General features: G+C 71.8%; 17 protein-coding genes and 1 riboswitch. Of the genes, 1 reads left to right on the top strand and 16 read right to left on the bottom strand.

What is annotated here, in order from left to right:
- Positions 1-2 precede the first annotated feature (2 nt).
- The 14 genes from E1289_RS14465 to E1289_RS14400 form a co-directional block, all read right to left on the bottom strand.
- A complete protein-coding gene (locus E1289_RS14465) occupies positions 3-1,178 on the bottom strand; it encodes a cytochrome P450 (RefSeq protein WP_131980236.1) in 1,176 nt (391 codons plus the stop codon).
- Positions 1,175-2,038, bottom strand: a complete 864-nt coding sequence (locus E1289_RS14460; protein WP_131980234.1) for an SDR family NAD(P)-dependent oxidoreductase — start codon at positions 2,036-2,038, stop codon at positions 1,175-1,177. The genes E1289_RS14465 and E1289_RS14460 overlap by 4 nt, the downstream gene beginning before the upstream one ends.
- Positions 2,035-2,745 carry a C1 family peptidase gene (locus tag E1289_RS14455; protein ID WP_131980232.1) on the bottom strand — a complete coding sequence of 237 codons (711 nt, stop codon included), beginning with the start codon at positions 2,743-2,745 and terminating at the stop codon, positions 2,035-2,037. The genes E1289_RS14460 and E1289_RS14455 overlap by 4 nt, the downstream gene beginning before the upstream one ends.
- The gene (locus E1289_RS14450) at positions 2,742-3,557 is read right to left on the bottom strand and encodes a phytanoyl-CoA dioxygenase family protein (RefSeq protein WP_131980230.1); all 816 of its coding nucleotides are present in this window, start codon (positions 3,555-3,557) and stop codon (positions 2,742-2,744) included. The genes E1289_RS14455 and E1289_RS14450 overlap by 4 nt, the downstream gene beginning before the upstream one ends.
- Positions 3,554-4,231, bottom strand: coding sequence for a TfuA-like protein (locus E1289_RS14445; RefSeq protein ID WP_131980228.1), 678 nt, complete (start codon positions 4,229-4,231; stop codon positions 3,554-3,556). The genes E1289_RS14450 and E1289_RS14445 overlap by 4 nt, the downstream gene beginning before the upstream one ends.
- Positions 4,231-5,586: a YcaO-like family protein gene (locus E1289_RS14440; RefSeq protein WP_131980226.1), complete on the bottom strand. Its 1,356-nt coding sequence runs from the start codon at positions 5,584-5,586 to the stop codon at positions 4,231-4,233. Before E1289_RS14440 ends, E1289_RS14445 begins: the two co-directional genes overlap by 1 nt.
- Positions 5,583-6,812 carry a 50S ribosomal protein L11 methyltransferase gene (locus E1289_RS14435; protein ID WP_207928967.1) on the bottom strand — a complete coding sequence of 410 codons (1,230 nt, stop codon included), beginning with the start codon at positions 6,810-6,812 and terminating at the stop codon, positions 5,583-5,585. The genes E1289_RS14440 and E1289_RS14435 overlap by 4 nt, the downstream gene beginning before the upstream one ends.
- Positions 6,809-7,405: a flavoprotein gene (locus tag E1289_RS14430; RefSeq protein ID WP_131980224.1), complete on the bottom strand. Its 597-nt coding sequence runs from the start codon at positions 7,403-7,405 to the stop codon at positions 6,809-6,811. Before E1289_RS14430 ends, E1289_RS14435 begins: the two co-directional genes overlap by 4 nt.
- Complete coding sequence (locus E1289_RS14425) at positions 7,402-8,274, bottom strand: hypothetical protein (protein WP_131980222.1); 873 nt, start codon at positions 8,272-8,274, stop codon at positions 7,402-7,404. Before E1289_RS14425 ends, E1289_RS14430 begins: the two co-directional genes overlap by 4 nt.
- Entirely contained in the window at positions 8,271-9,257 is a 987-nt protein-coding gene (locus E1289_RS14420) for a T3SS effector HopA1 family protein (RefSeq protein ID WP_131980220.1), read from the bottom strand. Before E1289_RS14420 ends, E1289_RS14425 begins: the two co-directional genes overlap by 4 nt.
- Positions 9,254-10,363: a phosphotransferase gene (locus E1289_RS14415; protein WP_131980218.1), complete on the bottom strand. Its 1,110-nt coding sequence runs from the start codon at positions 10,361-10,363 to the stop codon at positions 9,254-9,256. The genes E1289_RS14420 and E1289_RS14415 overlap by 4 nt, the downstream gene beginning before the upstream one ends.
- A 12-nt stretch (positions 10,364-10,375) precedes the next feature.
- A complete protein-coding gene (gene tvaA / locus E1289_RS14410) occupies positions 10,376-10,627 on the bottom strand; it encodes a thioviridamide family RiPP peptide (protein WP_165970469.1) in 252 nt (83 codons plus the stop codon).
- 151 nt (positions 10,628-10,778) lie between these two features.
- A complete protein-coding gene (locus tag E1289_RS14405) occupies positions 10,779-11,414 on the bottom strand; it encodes a hypothetical protein (protein WP_131980214.1) in 636 nt (211 codons plus the stop codon).
- Positions 11,411-12,367 carry a helix-turn-helix domain-containing protein gene (locus E1289_RS14400; RefSeq protein ID WP_131980212.1) on the bottom strand — a complete coding sequence of 319 codons (957 nt, stop codon included), beginning with the start codon at positions 12,365-12,367 and terminating at the stop codon, positions 11,411-11,413. Before E1289_RS14400 ends, E1289_RS14405 begins: the two co-directional genes overlap by 4 nt.
- Before the next feature lie 718 nt (positions 12,368-13,085).
- A riboswitch (cyclic di-AMP (ydaO/yuaA leader) is annotated at positions 13,086-13,260 on the top strand.
- 6 nt (positions 13,261-13,266) lie between these two features.
- Between E1289_RS14400 and E1289_RS14395 the strand changes: the two genes are divergently transcribed.
- Positions 13,267-13,929, top strand: coding sequence for a M15 family metallopeptidase (locus E1289_RS14395; RefSeq protein ID WP_243712825.1), 663 nt, complete (start codon positions 13,267-13,269; stop codon positions 13,927-13,929).
- Positions 13,930-13,934: 5 nt separating this feature from the next.
- On the opposite strand, the gene E1289_RS14390 is transcribed toward E1289_RS14395, so the two are convergent.
- Complete coding sequence (locus tag E1289_RS14390; RefSeq protein WP_131980210.1) at positions 13,935-14,351, bottom strand: hypothetical protein; 417 nt, start codon at positions 14,349-14,351, stop codon at positions 13,935-13,937.
- A 140-nt stretch (positions 14,352-14,491) separates the two neighbouring features.
- Entirely contained in the window at positions 14,492-14,854 is a 363-nt protein-coding gene (locus E1289_RS14385) for a hypothetical protein (RefSeq protein ID WP_131980208.1), read from the bottom strand.
- Positions 14,855-15,257 lie beyond the last annotated feature (403 nt).

Genomic DNA, 15,257 nt, shown 5'->3' with positions numbered 1-15,257 from the left:
ACTCAAAGAACAACGGGCAAGGCGTTCGGCGTCCGGTAGATCTTGCCGTGGAAGTACGGCTCCGGAGCCGACGGATCGAGCCGCAGTCCCGGCAGGACGTCCAGGACCCGGTTCACCAGGGCGACGACCTCGAACCTCGCCAGGTGCATCCCCAGGCACAGGTGTGGCCCGTGCCCGTAGGTCACGTGCTGTAGCCCGCCGCGGTGCACGTCGAAGGCGTCCGGGTCGGCGAACTGCGCAGGATCCCGGTTGGCGGCGAGGAAAGAGGTGTACACCACAGCGCCGGCGGGCACGGCGACCCCGTCCAGGGTCGTCGGGCGCCGGGCGATCCGCAGGCCGCCGGCCACGGCGGGTTCCCAACGCATCACCTCCTCCAGCGCCTTCGGCAGCAGCGACCGGTCCGCACGTACCTCGGCCAGCAGCGCCGGGCGCTGTAGCAGGGTCAGCAGCAGGCTCGCGGCGGCCCGGTGGGTCGTCTCGATGCCCGCGGGGATCAGCAGAAGCAGGAACGACACGAGCTCCTCGGTGCTCAACCGGCGAGGCGTCCGGATCGCGAGCAGGTCGCCCAGCAGGTCGGGTCCGCCCCCGTGTGCCGCGACGAGGTCGGTGAAGTACCCGGCCAGTTCCGTCCGCGCCTCGGCCACCACGCGCCACTCCGAGGCCACGTCGATCAACCGCAGCGCGAGCGCGCAGAATTTCTCCATGTCCGCCCCGGGCACGCCGAGCAGCCCGCCGATCACGCGCACCGGCACCCACGAGGTCAGGTCCGCCAGCAGCTCGGCCCGCCCGGTGAGCCTGCCCACTCCGGCGGCGACGACCGACTCCACGAGCTCCCGGTAGCGGCGGCCCACGACCGACGGCCGCAGCAGCGGCGCGATCAGCCCCCGGTACTCGGAGTGCTCGGGCGGGTCCAGTTCCAGCATCGTCCGCCCCGCGAACATGCGCATCTGCGGCGCGTACGCGAGATTGGAGAACCGCGCCGGGTCACCCATCACCTCCCGCACCAGCGCGTGCGTGAACACGTAGAACTGTCGGGACGCGGGGGACTCGGCCGTGGCGGGCACGTCGACGGCGGCGACCGGGGTCTCGGCGCGCACCTCTGCCATCAGCGGGTGGACGTCGCGGTGGAACATGTCCGCGCCGAGGAACCGCTCCAGCGGTGTGGCGATGGCCGTCATGCGTCGACCCTCGGGTGCGCAGGGCCGAGCCTGTCCTCACCGAGCGCCCGTTCGGTGGCCTCCCACAGCCGCCGCGCCAGCACGGGGTCCCGCCAGCGTTTGAGGCTCCGCACCGGTTTCGTGCCGTTGAACAACGCCCCCGGATGCTTCACCCCGTCCTCGCCGGTCGCGAGCTCGGCCAGGGCGAGCGCGGCGGTCTCGACCGGCTGGAACAGGAAGGGGAACGCCCGGCGGAACGTCCGGTACGGCACCGACCCGGAGGCGAAGGCGGTCCGCACCATGCCCGGGTGGCAGCACATCGGGACCGGCCCGGCGGGGCCGGTGAGCCCGGCGAGGCGCACCGCGACCAGCGCGTTGGCCTGCTTGGAGGCCTTGTAGGCACCCCAGCCTGCCCGGCGGTGCCGCGTGCGGTCGAGGTCGTCGGGGTCCAGTCCCTCGGCCAGCAGCGAGCCCGTCTGCACGACCCGGCCGCCCGGCCGCGCCGACAGCAGCTCCCACAGCAGGCTGGTCAGCAGAAACGGCGCCAGATGGTTGACCTGATTGGTGATCTCGTGCCCGTCCCCGGTCAGCTCCCAGCGCGTGGTGTGCACACCGGCGTTGTTGACCAGGACCTCGATGGCCGGATAGTCCCCGTGCAGGACGCGGGACAGCTCCTCCACGTCGTCGAGGCGCGTGAAGTCCGCGCGCACCGGGCGCGAGGGGGTCGGCGCGACCTCGTTGACCGCGCGGGAGGCCGCGAGCAGGCGGGTCTCGTCACGGCCGACGAGCACCACGTGCATGCCCCGCCTGCCGAGTTCCAGCGCGGTCGCCGCGCCGATGCCCGCGCTGGCGCCGGTGACCACCGCAACCGTGTCCGTCATGTGCTCTCCCGATGTCCCGTCTCGACCGTCCAGTGGTGTTCCGTCCGGCCCTCGAGCACGTACCGGTACGGCAGCCAGGCGTGGCCCATCTCGCCCCAGCCGGTGCCCCAGCTGTTGCGGACGCGCAGGGCGCCGCGCCGGTCGTCGTACCCGACGGCGAGGACCACGTGCCGGGCACAGTGCTCGGCGCCGGGCGGCAGTTCGGGGATCTCCCCGGTTTCGCCTCCCGGGGCCTGCACGGGATTCAGCGGGTAGTCCACCGTCACTGGTGCGCCCGACGCGAGGTGCTCGCGGATGCGTTCAAGGCGTGCCGTCCCGGAGGTGCCCGCACCGTCGAGCCTGCGGTAGCCGATGCCCCGGTAGGCCTTGGCGCGGACGAAGGCGTGCGCGTCCGGCATCCGGTCGATCGCCGCCGCCGTGAACGGCCAGCTGGCCTCGTCGGGGATACCGAACCGACGCCACGCCGCCAGGCACCAGTCCACCCGCGAGCCCTCGCCCCGGATGAAGTCCCCGACGATCCGCGAGGTGAAGTAGTTGAACAGCACCGACGGCCGCCACACCGAACCGGTGAGCCGGTGCGCGTGGAAGGCCGCCAGTGTCGCCGTGACCGCCGCCGCGCACGTCGGGTACCGCTGGTGGTCCTCGACGGGCGGGAACGCGGCCGGGTCCAGGGCGACCCGTTCCGGGAGACCGGTGCCGGCGATCATCGGCTGACCGCGACGAAGTGCCTGTCCCGCGCCAGGACGGCCTCGTGGAAACCGCGCAGGGCGGCCGCGCCGTACTCGCTGCCCGGCGGTTCCTCCAGGGCGAACGAGCCCGGCGCGGCACGGCCGCGGACGAGCAGGGCGCTGTCCGGCGCGGGGAGTTGCCGCAGTGCCGGGCTGATGTAGTCGATGGCGAAGCACACGCGGTCGGCCGCCGCCGCGCTCGGCCCGGAGGAGTGGACCGTCGTGGGCGTGTGCACCGACGCCTCGCCCGGCGCGAGCAGCACGTCGACCCCGGCGGCCTCGTCGAGCTCCATGTCCACCTCCAGCCCGTGCGCGCCGCCGCTCGGACGGTGCGGCACCAGTTCCCGGTTGTGGGGGCCGGGCAGGAACCGCATCGTGCCGTTCTCCCGGGTGGTGCCGGTGAGCGCCAGCCACACCCGCACCGCGGTACCGCGCGGGTTCACCCAGCCGTAGTGCAGGGCGTCCTGGTGCCAGGCGAGCCGCTCGGTGCTGCCCGCCGGGCGGGTGAACACAGTTGTGGACCACACCAGGACGTCCGGGCCGATGAGCCGGGTGACCACGTCGAGCAGCCGCTCGTCGCGCACCAGGGCGTCCGCCCATGGCGCCAGCAGGTGGATCTTGGGCGAGTTCCACCGCTGCGCGACCCGGCCGCCGACCCGCCGGGAGATCTCCTCGTGCCTGCGGACGGCGGCCAGCAGCCCAGCGGCCTCGTCCGGCGGCAGCAGCGGCACCGGGAAGGCGTAGCCGTCGGCCAGCCACCGTTCGCGCAGGTCCAGCGCCACGCTCGTCATGCGCGCACCCCCGCGGGGGGCTGCCCGGCCGCCAGGTCCCTGCCCATCCGCTCCAGCAGCAGGAGTGCGTCAGCGCGCTTGGTGTCCGGCGCGCTCGTGCGCAGATACGCGGCCAGAGCGTCCACCTCTGTGGCGGGGACGTCCCGCCGCAGCACGTTCAGCACGGCGGCGGCGGACCGTCGCGGGAAGTACATCTCCTTGGCCACGCGCAGGAACCGCTCTCCGAGCTCCGGGGTCGCCGAGCCCGCGCGTACCGCCGCCGCGATCGCGAACCGCAGGTTGATCAGCGGCTCGGACAGCGGTTCCAGCGTCTCGGTCGAGTAGGTGATGGCCACCTCGTCGTCCTCGTCGGTCTCTCCGGACCGGAAGGCATCGAAGATCGCGCCGATGCCGACCATGCCGTACGGGGCGCACTCCACCCCGCGCAGCGCCCCCATGCTGGACGAGCCGTAGACCGCGACGCCGGCGTCGAGCGCGCGCAGGATCTCCTTGGGAGAGATGGACAACGACTGGAAGAACCGGCCGTCGACGATGCCGATCATCTCCGGCCGCCCGGGCCGTGCCAGCAGCCGGTCCACGTCGCCCTTGCCGACCGGTGGCAGGTACTCGGCGTCGAGAACCCGCGCCGCGTCGGCGTGGCTCAGGCTGGTACCGCAGAACACCGCCGCGCGCATCAGACCCCCCTCCCCGCGGCCGCCGCCTCGGCGGGCCGGGCCAGGCCGGTGACCGTCTCGTTCCACAGCCGGGCCGCCCGCGCACCCAGCCTGCTGTGGTCGACCGACCAGGACTCCAGGCCGGGGACGACCACTCTGGCCACCGAGGCGGGCACCGTCGGCGGGCTCAGGTCCACCACGATCACCCGGTCGAGTCCGCAGGCGACGAGCCGGTCGAGCAGCAGCCGCAGGTCGGTGGCGACGTCGCCGGAGGGGTGGCTGGGCACGTCGGCCGCGGTGGTGAGCACGTCGGTCGGCTCCCACCACCAGCCGGACTTGTTGATGGTCTTGGCCCGGTGCACGTGCTGCAGGTGCTTGGGAACCTCCTCGTCGGGGGTGCTGATGTCCTCGCGCATGGCCTGGATGTCCACCGCGCGGCTCTGCGCGCATTCGGTCAGCGCGCGGATCATCGCCACTTCGACGTCGGGGTGGGTGCCGAACCCGCCGTGGCCCTGAGAGTCCAGGGTCGGGCCGAAGGTCTCGACGGTCGCGCACCAGACGCTGGGCACGCCGAGCTCCGAGGTGATGTCCACCATCCGCACCTCGACGTCGGCGGCCCGGAAGAGGCCCACCACCTCGGCCACCGCGGGTGGCAGCCGGTCCATGTCGAAGTGCGGGTGCCGCGACCGCATCGCCGCGGTCACCGCCTCGGGCTGGCGGGGCACCGAGGTACCGGTCCGCAGCACGCCCTCCAGGTAGGTGGTGACCAGTTCGGCCAGGGTCATCGAGTCGCGTTCGATCAGCTCGCACAGCGCGTGGGTGACCGCCTCCTCAAGGGTGTTGCCGGAGGCGAGGCCATTGGTGGAGGCGATGTGGTACACCGGCGACTCGTGGTACTGGTCGCTGTAGATGGTGCCGTGCATGGAGACGAGCACTGGCTCCCTGCGGACGAGGTCGTAGCCGGTCAGCCACGACACGGGCAGGTCGTCGTGGTAGCGCGCGTGCAGCCTGGTGTTGCAGTCGGCCGGGTCGAGGACCGCGGTGGCGCCCCTGGCCAGTTCGTTGTAGGAGGCGATGGCGGTGGGCGTGCGCGGCAGCCAGGCGGCGAACCGTTCCACCGCCTCCATCACCGCCGACACCTTGGCGTCCACGGGCCGCAGGCCCTTGCCGTTGTAGACCGATATCAGATCGCGCGAGCGGGGCGAGATCGCGTTGTACACCGGGATGCCGATGGAGTCCAGCCAGGTGATGTTCGCGACCCGGGTGACCCCGATGTGCCGCAGGTACGGCCAGATCCGGGACGCGGTCTCCTCGGCGGCCACTTCGCGGTGCGTGCCGCTGCTCGCGTACTTCGGTGCGTGGTCGCGGATTCTCACGCCGTCACCTCCTCCAGCGCCGCCAACCCGGCGAGTTCGACGGCGGCCCGGCCGTCGCCGGTGTAGTGGTACGAGAGGGCGACCGCGGTGCCGGGCGCCACGTCGGCCGGCCGGGGGAACGCCCACCCGGCGGTGAACCAGTGACTCTTGTCGCAGCCGTCCGCCGGGTCGGTGGACAGGGTCGTGCCCGGGGACAGCCGGGCTTCGAAGTGGATGATCACGCCGTTCGCGGCCCCCGCCCGGTCGGCGACCACCTCGGCGGTGCCGGTGAACACGCGGGCGCGGCGGTGCAGGTCCACGTCGAACAGGGGGGTCGGGGGGGACAGCCGGGGCCAGCGCGCGGCGAGGTCCGGCGGCTCGTAGAAACCGGCCACCCGGTCGCGGTCGTGTTCCAGGAGCGGCGAGAAGTCCATGCCGTAGCGGGCGTTCCACTGCTCGACGTGCTCGGGCACCACCCGGTGCGCCGCGACGAACTCCGACGGCAGGTCCACCAGGGTCGCATAGGCGTTGATCAGCTCGGGTACCAGCCGGGCGCCGGGGACCAGCAGGCGCTCGCGGGCGTCCTGCACGGTCTCCCAGATGGCCATGTCCAGCGCGTCGTTGCCGACGATGTCGGTGGTGAGGACGTCCGCCCTCTCCGGCAGCTCGACCGAGGACGACCAGTCGCGCAGGAAGGTGATCCGGTCGGCGACGCCGTTGCGCTCGGCCACCGCCTGCGCCACGCCGATCGACTGCGCGGGCTCGACGGCGTAGACGAGCCGGGCGCCGGCCTGTGCGGCGGCCACGGCGAGGATGCCCGAGCCGGTGCCCAGGTCCAGCACCACGTCACCGGGCTGGACGACCTCCTTGACCGCGCGTACGAACAGCCGCTTGCGCATCGGGTCGTCCAGCATCCGGATGTTCGGGTAGGCCATGCCGTAGCCGCCCATAGGGAACACCAGGTCGGTGAAGCCCAGCCGGTGCTCTGTGGCCAGCACCCCCGCCGAGACCAGCTGGCTCAGGGTGCTCACCGCCTCGTCCAGCGCCCGCGCACCGGCCAGCCTCGGCGCGAGCAGGCGCAGCGCCTCGCCCACGGTGCGCGGCTGCCAGAACACGTCCAGCAGGGCCGGCGCGTGCCTGCCGAACTCCGACACCACCCTGCCGTGGTGCACGCGGGCGGTGTTGGCACTGTCCAGCTGGACGATCAGGTCCGGTCTTCTCATCAGCACCGTGTCCTTGGTGATCACGGTCGCTCCTCTCCCCAGGGTGTTGCCGAGCGGGTGGCGATCAGCGCGCGCACCAGCGGGCCGCGGAAGTCGCCGACCGAACCCAGCTCCAGTTCGGATGTGCTGGTCGAAATCCCCTCCTTGGGGTCGACGACCTGGTAACCGTCCGCGACCAGCTGAGCGACGTTGCGCCGGGTGGCGGGCTTGTTCCAGGTCGTCTCGCTCATCGATGGCGCTAGGATCACCGGGCAGCTCGCGGCGGCCACGACGGCGGTGAGCGTGGAGTCGGCGATGCCGTTGGCGATCTTCGCCATGGTGTTCGCGGTCGCGGGCACCACGAGCACGACGTCGGCGTGCGCGGCGATGCCGACGTGCGACCTGGTGCCCTCGGGCAGGTCGTACCAGCCGGTGACGACCGTGCAGTCGGCGACCGCGGTCAGCGAGGCGGGGGTCACGAAACGCTGTGCCATGTCCGACAGGACGACGGACACGCCGGTGATGCCGAACCGGGTGCGCAGCCACATCAGCAGGTGCGCGGTGCCCAGTGCGGCGACCGAACCGCTCACCCCGAGAACGATCCGCGCGCCGGACAGGTCGATCCTGTCGCCGTTCATCGGTGCGCCACATCCGCCGGTCGCAGTGCGGTCCAGTACCGCTCCACCTGGGGCAGCGCGGCGGCTGCTCCGGCCAGGTCGCCGCCGGCCCACACGCCCTGCGCGTAGTGCTCGACGATCCGGCGCGCGACCGCGTCCCACAGCGGCGCGAGATCGGCGGGTGCCAGGTCCCGGTAGCCGTCGAGGAAGGAGTCCACGCGCGCCCGCGCCACCGCCGCCGGGCAGTTCACCAGCGCGGCGGCCTCCACGATCTCGGCGACGAGGTGTGCCAGATCCCGCAGCGGGTCCCCGATCCCGGCCTCGCGCCACGCCAGCGGCACCGGGCCGTCCGCGCACGATCCGGCGGAGAACCGGCCGTGGACCAGCGTCGCGGGGGCGGAGGCCGGCGGGCGGGCCGCGGCCGCACACAGCTCCGGTGCGGTTTCCAGGGGAAGCAGCTCGCGATGGGCCCGCACCTCGGCGGCGACGGCCTCCTCCGCCAGCCAGGCGGGGCCACCGCTGCGGTCGGGCAGGGCGGCGCGCAGCTCCTCGGTCAGCGGGGCCCGGTGCACCCTGGCCGCCTGCGCACCCAGTACACGCAGGATCCGCGGCCAGTCCGGGTCGTCCTCGGCGAAGGCGGGCGCCAGCATCCGGTCGCTGAGCAGTGCCGGGGACGGCACGGCGGGCCACACCGCCACCGCGGCGGAGCGCACCCGCGGCAGGTGCGCGGCCGGGAGTGCCCTGCCCAGCCGGGACAGCTGGGCCGCGTCGAGATACTGCGGGCCGGGCCGGTGGAGGCGTTCGACCCAGTGGAAGCCCGATGGCGTGCGCAGGCACAGCCGATCGGCGATGGGGCCGCGGATGTCGCGGACGCACTCGGAACCGGTCACCGCGCGGGCTCCCCGTTCAGGTAGGGCGTGCGCACGTCGAGCCCAGCCGCCCGGTACCGCGCGCGGATCGCCTGGAAGCGCTCCGCCGCGGTGCGCGCGCCGGCGTCGAAGGCGTCCAGCAGTCCTTCGGCCACCAGGAGGCTGCGGTGCTCGCCGAAACTCATGGTCCCCTCGGGGAGGTCCGGGTCCTGCGCGTACGACAGGCCCTTGTCCAGGCGCAGGGCGAAACGCGGGTAGTCCTCACGCAGGTCCGCCTCGTGCGTGCGCCTCAGGTCGGTGAAGAACCCGCGGTGCCGCTCCCATTCCGGGCGTTCCAGGTAGACGACGAAGGAGTCCCGGCGCAGCAGCGACGCCGGGTTGTTGACCGTCTTCGCCTCGAAGGCGATCCGGTGCCGGTTCAGCTCGTCCAGCACCGCCGTGAGCAGGGCCGGGGCGGCGTCGGGGTTGTCGAGGCAGAAGTAGATCCGCACCAGGTCGGCGCTCTTCGGCCTGCCGACCTCCCCGACCACGCAGTACCAGCCCGGCACCCGGTAGGGGTGGTCCGTGCGGAACCGGACGCCGAGCATCTGCCCGGCCCGTTCGGCGGGCTCCGACAGCTCGTGCGGCCGGGCCAGCAGCGCCAGGCCGTCGCGGGCCACCACCGCGTCCGGGCCGCGCAACTCGGTGACGGTCCAGCCGCCGGACCACTGCCCGTAGCGCCTGGCGGCGTGGGAGAGCCGCTCGGCGTGCTCGGCGTCCTCCAGGTCGTGCACCGCGCGGGCGGCGTGGCCTCCGCCGAGGAACAGCCGCGCCGACGGCTGATCGCCCGCGTGGTAGAGCAGGTACACGGTGCGGCACAGCGGAACCAGCAGCGGCCGGTCGGCGGTGGTCTCCAGATCCCGGGGCGGGGTGAACGCACCGAGTTCGCGGTGCCGGAACCTCTCGGGCGACTCCACCACGAGATCGGCGGCGATGGCTCGGAACAGGTCCTCGTGCCGGATCACCGCGCACATCCGGTGGACAGGCGGTCGGCCAGCGTCTCCGGGTGGCGGAGCAGGCCCTCGGCGAGCAGCAGGCACAGGTGCCCGGTGCGGCCGAGTGAGCCGAACAGCTCCAGGCGGGCGCCGGCATGCTGGAGCAGCACGAGCCCGGCGTATCGCACGACGGTCCGCACCGCGTCGCGCCCGCCGGGGGTGTGGGTGAAGTAGGCGGCGGTGAACCGGTCGGCCATGCCGAGGGCCTCGGCGGGCAGCGCGGGACGGGTGCCGGGACGCGAGCGCAGCGCGTGCACGACGAACTGGGCCACCAGGTAGCCGACGTCGTAGCGCGGGTCGCCGACGGCGGCGAACTCCCAGTCGATGATCCGCACTCTCCCGCCTGAGCCGTAGAGCACGTTGTCGTCGCGAAGGTCGAAGTGGACGAGCGAGCGAGCGTCCCAGTCCCGGTGCAGCTCGGCGAAGCAGTCCGAGAGCCGCTGCATTGCGCGGATCCAGACGTCGAACTCCGCGCCCACCCCCCGGGAGTACTCCTCGACGGTGAGCAGCGTGGTGCGCGGCGCGGGGACGGTCATCCGCATGTCCGGGTCGTCGAACACCTCGGCCGGCCACGGCGCGGCGTGGAGCCCGGCCAGGGCGGTGGCGAGGGCGTCGATGTGCCCCGGGCCCAGCACGCCCGCGCCCAGCAGATCGCGCAGGCTGACGGCGGGGTGGACGGCGTCGTAGGCGCGCACGCGTCCGGGGGCGTCCAGCGGCACCGGGCTGGGCAGGGCCAGCCGGGTCGCGGGCGCCAGCGGGGCGGCGTGCAGGAGGTCCAGGATCTCGGCTTCCCGGCTGCCCGTCCGGTCCAGGTCCTCGTCCGGCCACTTGAGCACGATGTGACGTCCGTCGACCAACCCGGCCAGCGCGACGGGGCGCCGGGAGACGCAGGGCCGCACCCACGCGACCGGGGCGCCGAGTTCCAGGCCGTGCACGCGGTCGGCCACCGCGGGTCGATCGGCGGTGCGCTCGGCACGCCAGTCCTCAGGGGGCTTCGGATGGGCGCCCGGACGCCGGGTGTGAAAACCCAGCGCCCGGACCCGCATCCGCTCATCGTGATCGATGGTCGGATTCATGCGAAGGCCAGATCAGCAGTGCACGCCGATGGTGACCGCGAAGCCGATGACGCTCTGCTGCACGCCGCTCGCCGCCGTGACGCTGGCCTTTTCCTCGAGGAACTTCTGCAGTTCCTCGTCGCTCAGTCCGGAGATCTCGGCGAACGACAGGTCGACCTCGCCCAGTTCGGCGTTCGCCGCGTCGTCGGCCTGGATCTGCTGAACCAGTTTCTCGATGTCGGCCTCGGGAACCGACGCGGTCACCACGTCCTCGTTCTTCTCCATGACTCCCCATTCGGCAGGAGCGCGGCGGTCGCGCTCTCCGGACCAGAGTGTCGCCATTGGCGGCATTCGTCCAGATGATCAGTGGTGACTCTTCGAGGAACCATTGATGGGCGCCGGAGGTCTTCGCAAAGGGGGCGCATGCACATATGATTCAGGTAATCCGAGCGCGGATGAGTTGGACGGCGCGTGCCGGGTCATCCGCCCAGAAATCCACTTGGTGTGCCGTTTTTCGGCCGCGCAGTCCGAGATCCACCTGGTGCTCGCGGTGGAGGGTGACGGAGACGTTGGTCGCCCGGGAAACCTCCAGAATCAGCACTCCGTCGACGACTTCGGCCGACCGCCTCATCGAGCGTCCCCGCCGGGAGATGGAGACGGTCTCGATATCGGTGACCGGCACCCGGAGATCGAAGAACGAGCAATAGCGCAGCCGCAGCCGACGCGGATCGACGCTGTGCGGGTACTTGTACAACGTCGCGATCAGCGCGAGGAACCAGAGGGCGCTCAGCACGCCGAACACGACCAGGACCAGCCGCAGCGGCGGCCACGGCACCGCGAGCTCCACCAACGCGATCTCCAGCGGGCCGAGCACGAAGAAGACCCACATCATCGGGCGCAATTGCCCGCTGTAGTGAATCGCCTTCCCGTCTGCGGGCACATCCCGCCCTCCCCGCACCGCCAGCCAGAGTGCCCGAATCATCAGCAGGCCGTGCTTGACCACCGTAGCGGCGAGATCCGGCAGCACCGGCTTGTTCCTTCGCTTTTGCGCACCCACCGTGTTCGCCGTCACCCTCCCACTTCCGGTTGCCGCGAGCGATTCAGCAGGTCATAGGCCGCCGACCTGATCTCCTCCGGTGAAGCCCAGCCGACCCGCCCGGCCTGGACGTCGCCGCCACCGCCCACGAGGGAGTGCAGCAGCTCAGCGGCTTTCGCGGGTGGGAGGCGGCCGAGCGTGATTCGCAGCGGATCGAAGCGGGCGTGCACGGTGGTCAGCCGCTCGCGACTGGTGATCGCCACACTGTTGCCGCCGCCCGCGCCGGGCAGCAGCGGGATGACCTGCTCGTCGTCCACCGCACTGTCCAGCACGACCAGCGTCCTGGCGCCGTGCAGGAGTGAGCGGAACAGGGCGGCGGACTCCCGGACGTCCTGGGGTATCCGATGTCGCTCGATGCCCAGCGCTGCCACGAACCCGCGCAGCACGACGGCGGGATCCACCCGCCGTCCGCCGCCGCCCAGGTCGGCGAACAGCGTGCCGTCCGGAAACCGCTCGGCCTGCTCGGCCGCCCAGCGCAGCACCAGCGCGGTCTTGCCGATCCCGGCCGGGCCGTGAACCGCCAGGATCGGCACTCCGGCCTCTCCCGCCCGGCGGGTGCGCGACCAGGCGCGCGCGCTGGCCAGCTCCGCCTCCCTCCCGACAAACAGGGAGGGCCCGGCCGGCAACTGCCGGGGCCGGGGCCAGCGGGTGCGCGCCAGTTGCGCCCGCTGGACCAGGGCGGCCAGGTTGCTGTCCGGGCCCAGAATTTCGTCGCACTGCTCGGCCAGAGGCAGTGTGAGCGCTTTGTCCCCACGCTCGATCTTGCTCAGATAGGTATGGCTGTAATGGACGCGCCGCGCCAGTTCGCGCAATGAAATATTGCGTCGAAGCCGGGCGCTGCGCAATGCGGCGCCCAGCGACCGGCAACAGCCCGTGGCCTCGTCTTCGAGGGCGCTCGTCGGCTGAGTGGACCGAATTGGCGTCTTCATGCGAATACGTCTTCTCCGATGTGAGAAACCTGTCTGCCGCGATGTGTGAACGAGAGGATCCGCTGCGACCGGGGAAGAACAGCTCTGATCAACCGTGGTCACGGTGCCGTTGGCGCGGGGGACGATGCGAAGAGCCTCGGGTGGCGGAACGGCAGGGCAAGTAAGCACGAAAGCCGCGGTGAATTCGCTGCCGTAGTCGTCATCCTTCGGGGCGGGAACCGGTGGTAGGGCGGGTTCCACGCCCCGTGGACTTTGCGGCCAGGGCCACCACGCACGTCACAACCTCTTTCAGTGCAAGCCAGCCGGGAGGGAGCGCATCGTTCGCAATCCGAACTGTGGCGGGCCGGGCAGGAGGCAGTGAAGCACCCACCCGCTTCAGATCGGCTTCATGTCCGCTTCGCGCCCGGTGTCTCGCGACGGCCGAGGGTGATGGGCGGGCCAGGGTCCGCACTGACGGCGGAGCGTGACCGCCGGCAGCCCCCATCCGCGTGGACGCGCACGCCCGTGCGGATGCGTGCCAGGGCCCTGTCTCGCCTGGCTCCTGCAAGGGCGGCCGGGCGGACTGGGGGGACTTGGCGGCGTTCTGGCAGGTGGGGGTGGCTTTGCGGGGTGTTTGCAGTCGCTTGAGCTTTTGGTACGGTCTGTCCGAATCGGTGCCTGCCAGGCGCCGTAACCATCGATTCGTGTCCGTTTCGTCTGGAGCAGGCCCTGGCCGGACGGGACGGCTGCGCCGAGTCCGCGTGATGCGCGGAGCCGGGGAACCAGCGCGACGTGCGGTCCATGCCGCCTCGCAGGGGTGAATCGACGCCTCCTCGCCACGCGCGACGAGGGTCGTAGGGCGACTTCCATGCCCGAATCCGTCAGCTAACCCGGTAGGCGGCATGGAAGGAGCAGACGCCGTGATTGGTCGGCACCGTAGAAAGAAGATCGAGACCGCACCCGTGCTGAGCGTCGTCCTCGCGGGCGTCTTCGCGGGCTCCGTGGCCCTGGCGCCGCTGGACGGAGATTCGGGGGACGAGGGCGCGGGACGCGGGAACTCGGCGGAGGCCGGCGAGACCCGGCCCACGAAGGCCGCCGCGGAACGTACCGAACGGTCGTCGCGACGAGCCGATGAGCCGCCGCGCAAGGCACCGGACGACTGCGACCCCTCGAAGAGCACGGCCCGGTACGCCAACGGCCGGATCCCGGTCGACCAGCTCTGCGAGCTGCCCCAGGGCGGGGAGTACCTGCGCGCGGACGCCGCGGTGGCCTTCTACAAGCTCAACGCCGCGTACCACGAGCGCTTCGGCGACCAGATGTGCGTGCGGAGTTCCTACCGCGGCTACAACAAGCAGAAGCGGCTGTACGAGAGCATGCCGGCGGGGATGGCCGCGCGTCCCGGCAACAGCAAGCACGGGATCGGCATCGCCGTCGATCTGTGCGACGGCGTCCAGCGCGAGTCCTCACCCCAGTTCAAGTGGCTGGAGGACAACTCCGAGAAGTACGGCTGGATCCACCCCAAGTGGGCCTACAGCAGCCCGTACGAACCGTGGCACTGGGAGTTCGACGTCGGCCAGGAGTAGGGGCGTCACCTGTCGCGGAAGAAGCCGTGGCGGGCCAGGATCTCGGCGAGGCGCCGCCCGGCGGGGGTGAGTACCGCCCCGGAGCCGCGGCATGTCGCACAGGCGGTCTCCTCCGGGCCCTCCGGCCGGGCCCTCATGTGGTCGTCGATCGCGCGGTCGATGGCGGCGACGATGGAGGGCTCGGCGGGGCCCAGCCTGACCGAGCCGTACGAGAAGTCCTGGTGCGGTGCCTTGTCGGGGGTCATCTCCGCCGCTCTGCGCGCCGCCTGCGCGACCCGGACCAGCTCGTCGGCCTGCCGGTACCAGGCCCGCCACTGCTCGCGGACGACGCTGCCCGTGCCGCCGCACGTTCCGCATCCGGTTTCGAGCGCCGCCAGGAACGGTGCCCACGGATCGGCGGGGCCGGGCGCGTCGCCGGTCATCTGACGCGCGCCTTCACGGTTCTCCGCCGACCGCGACCCCGGCTCCCGGCTGGTCTCCCACGGCCGGTCATACGGGGACCGCTCGCCCGTGGTTCGACACGGACCGAAACTCGCTCGGGAGGCGCCGGCCGCGGCCCCGGCTAGTTGATGTTCAGGTCGCCCTGGACGTCGCGGAGCTGGACGACCTTGTCGGCCCGGCCGTTGAAGACGTTGACGACGCCCTCGTCGTTCGCGGACGCCTTCGTCTGGGCCTGGTTCCAGAGCGTTTCCAGTTCGGCGCGGAAACCGGGATCGTCGTCCAGGAGGCGCCGGACGGCCCCTTCGACGGCTTCGGGGTCCTCGGCGGCCCTGGCCAGGGCCGCCTCGTCGGCTGGACGTCCGCGCACCCGCTCGCGCACCCGCCGGCACATCTCGGCGACGGCCGCGCGGACGGGTTCGCCCGCGACCTCGACGGCTTTGCCGGCCATGGCGGTGGCGATCGCCACGGTCATGGGATCTGTCATCCGTTCAGTTCACCACGACCGGCGCCCCGTGTGCGGGGAACGTCCCTAATCGGCCCCGTCCCTGCCGGTCACCACATGAAAATGTACGGAATGGCGGAGATGGCGGTTATTGCATCGACGATCATCAGCACTGATTACCACCTGGGTGTGCGGGGTGGCCCGGGCGCCGTTGCGCAGGCCGGGGCGGGCGCGGCCGACCATGATCGGCCGCCGCGTCCGATTGGCGATCTTAGCCGGTATTGATCAACCATGTGCGATTACGACGGACATATCGCCATGGCACCGCTCATTCGAAAGCTGTAAGCCCGATTTGTGAATTTTCAATCGCTTGTTTGGGTGATTCTCCTGTCATCTGGCGTCCCGGCGGGGGGCGGCGGTGCCGCCGCGCCGCCGGGCGAACAGG

Origin of the sequence: Actinomadura sp. 6K520, assembly GCF_004349245.1 — a bacterium.
Taxonomy (GTDB): domain Bacteria; phylum Actinomycetota; class Actinomycetes; order Streptosporangiales; family Streptosporangiaceae; genus Spirillospora.
The sequence above is the reverse complement of the archived record's forward strand: the minus strand, read 5'-3'. Positions and strand labels throughout refer to the sequence as shown.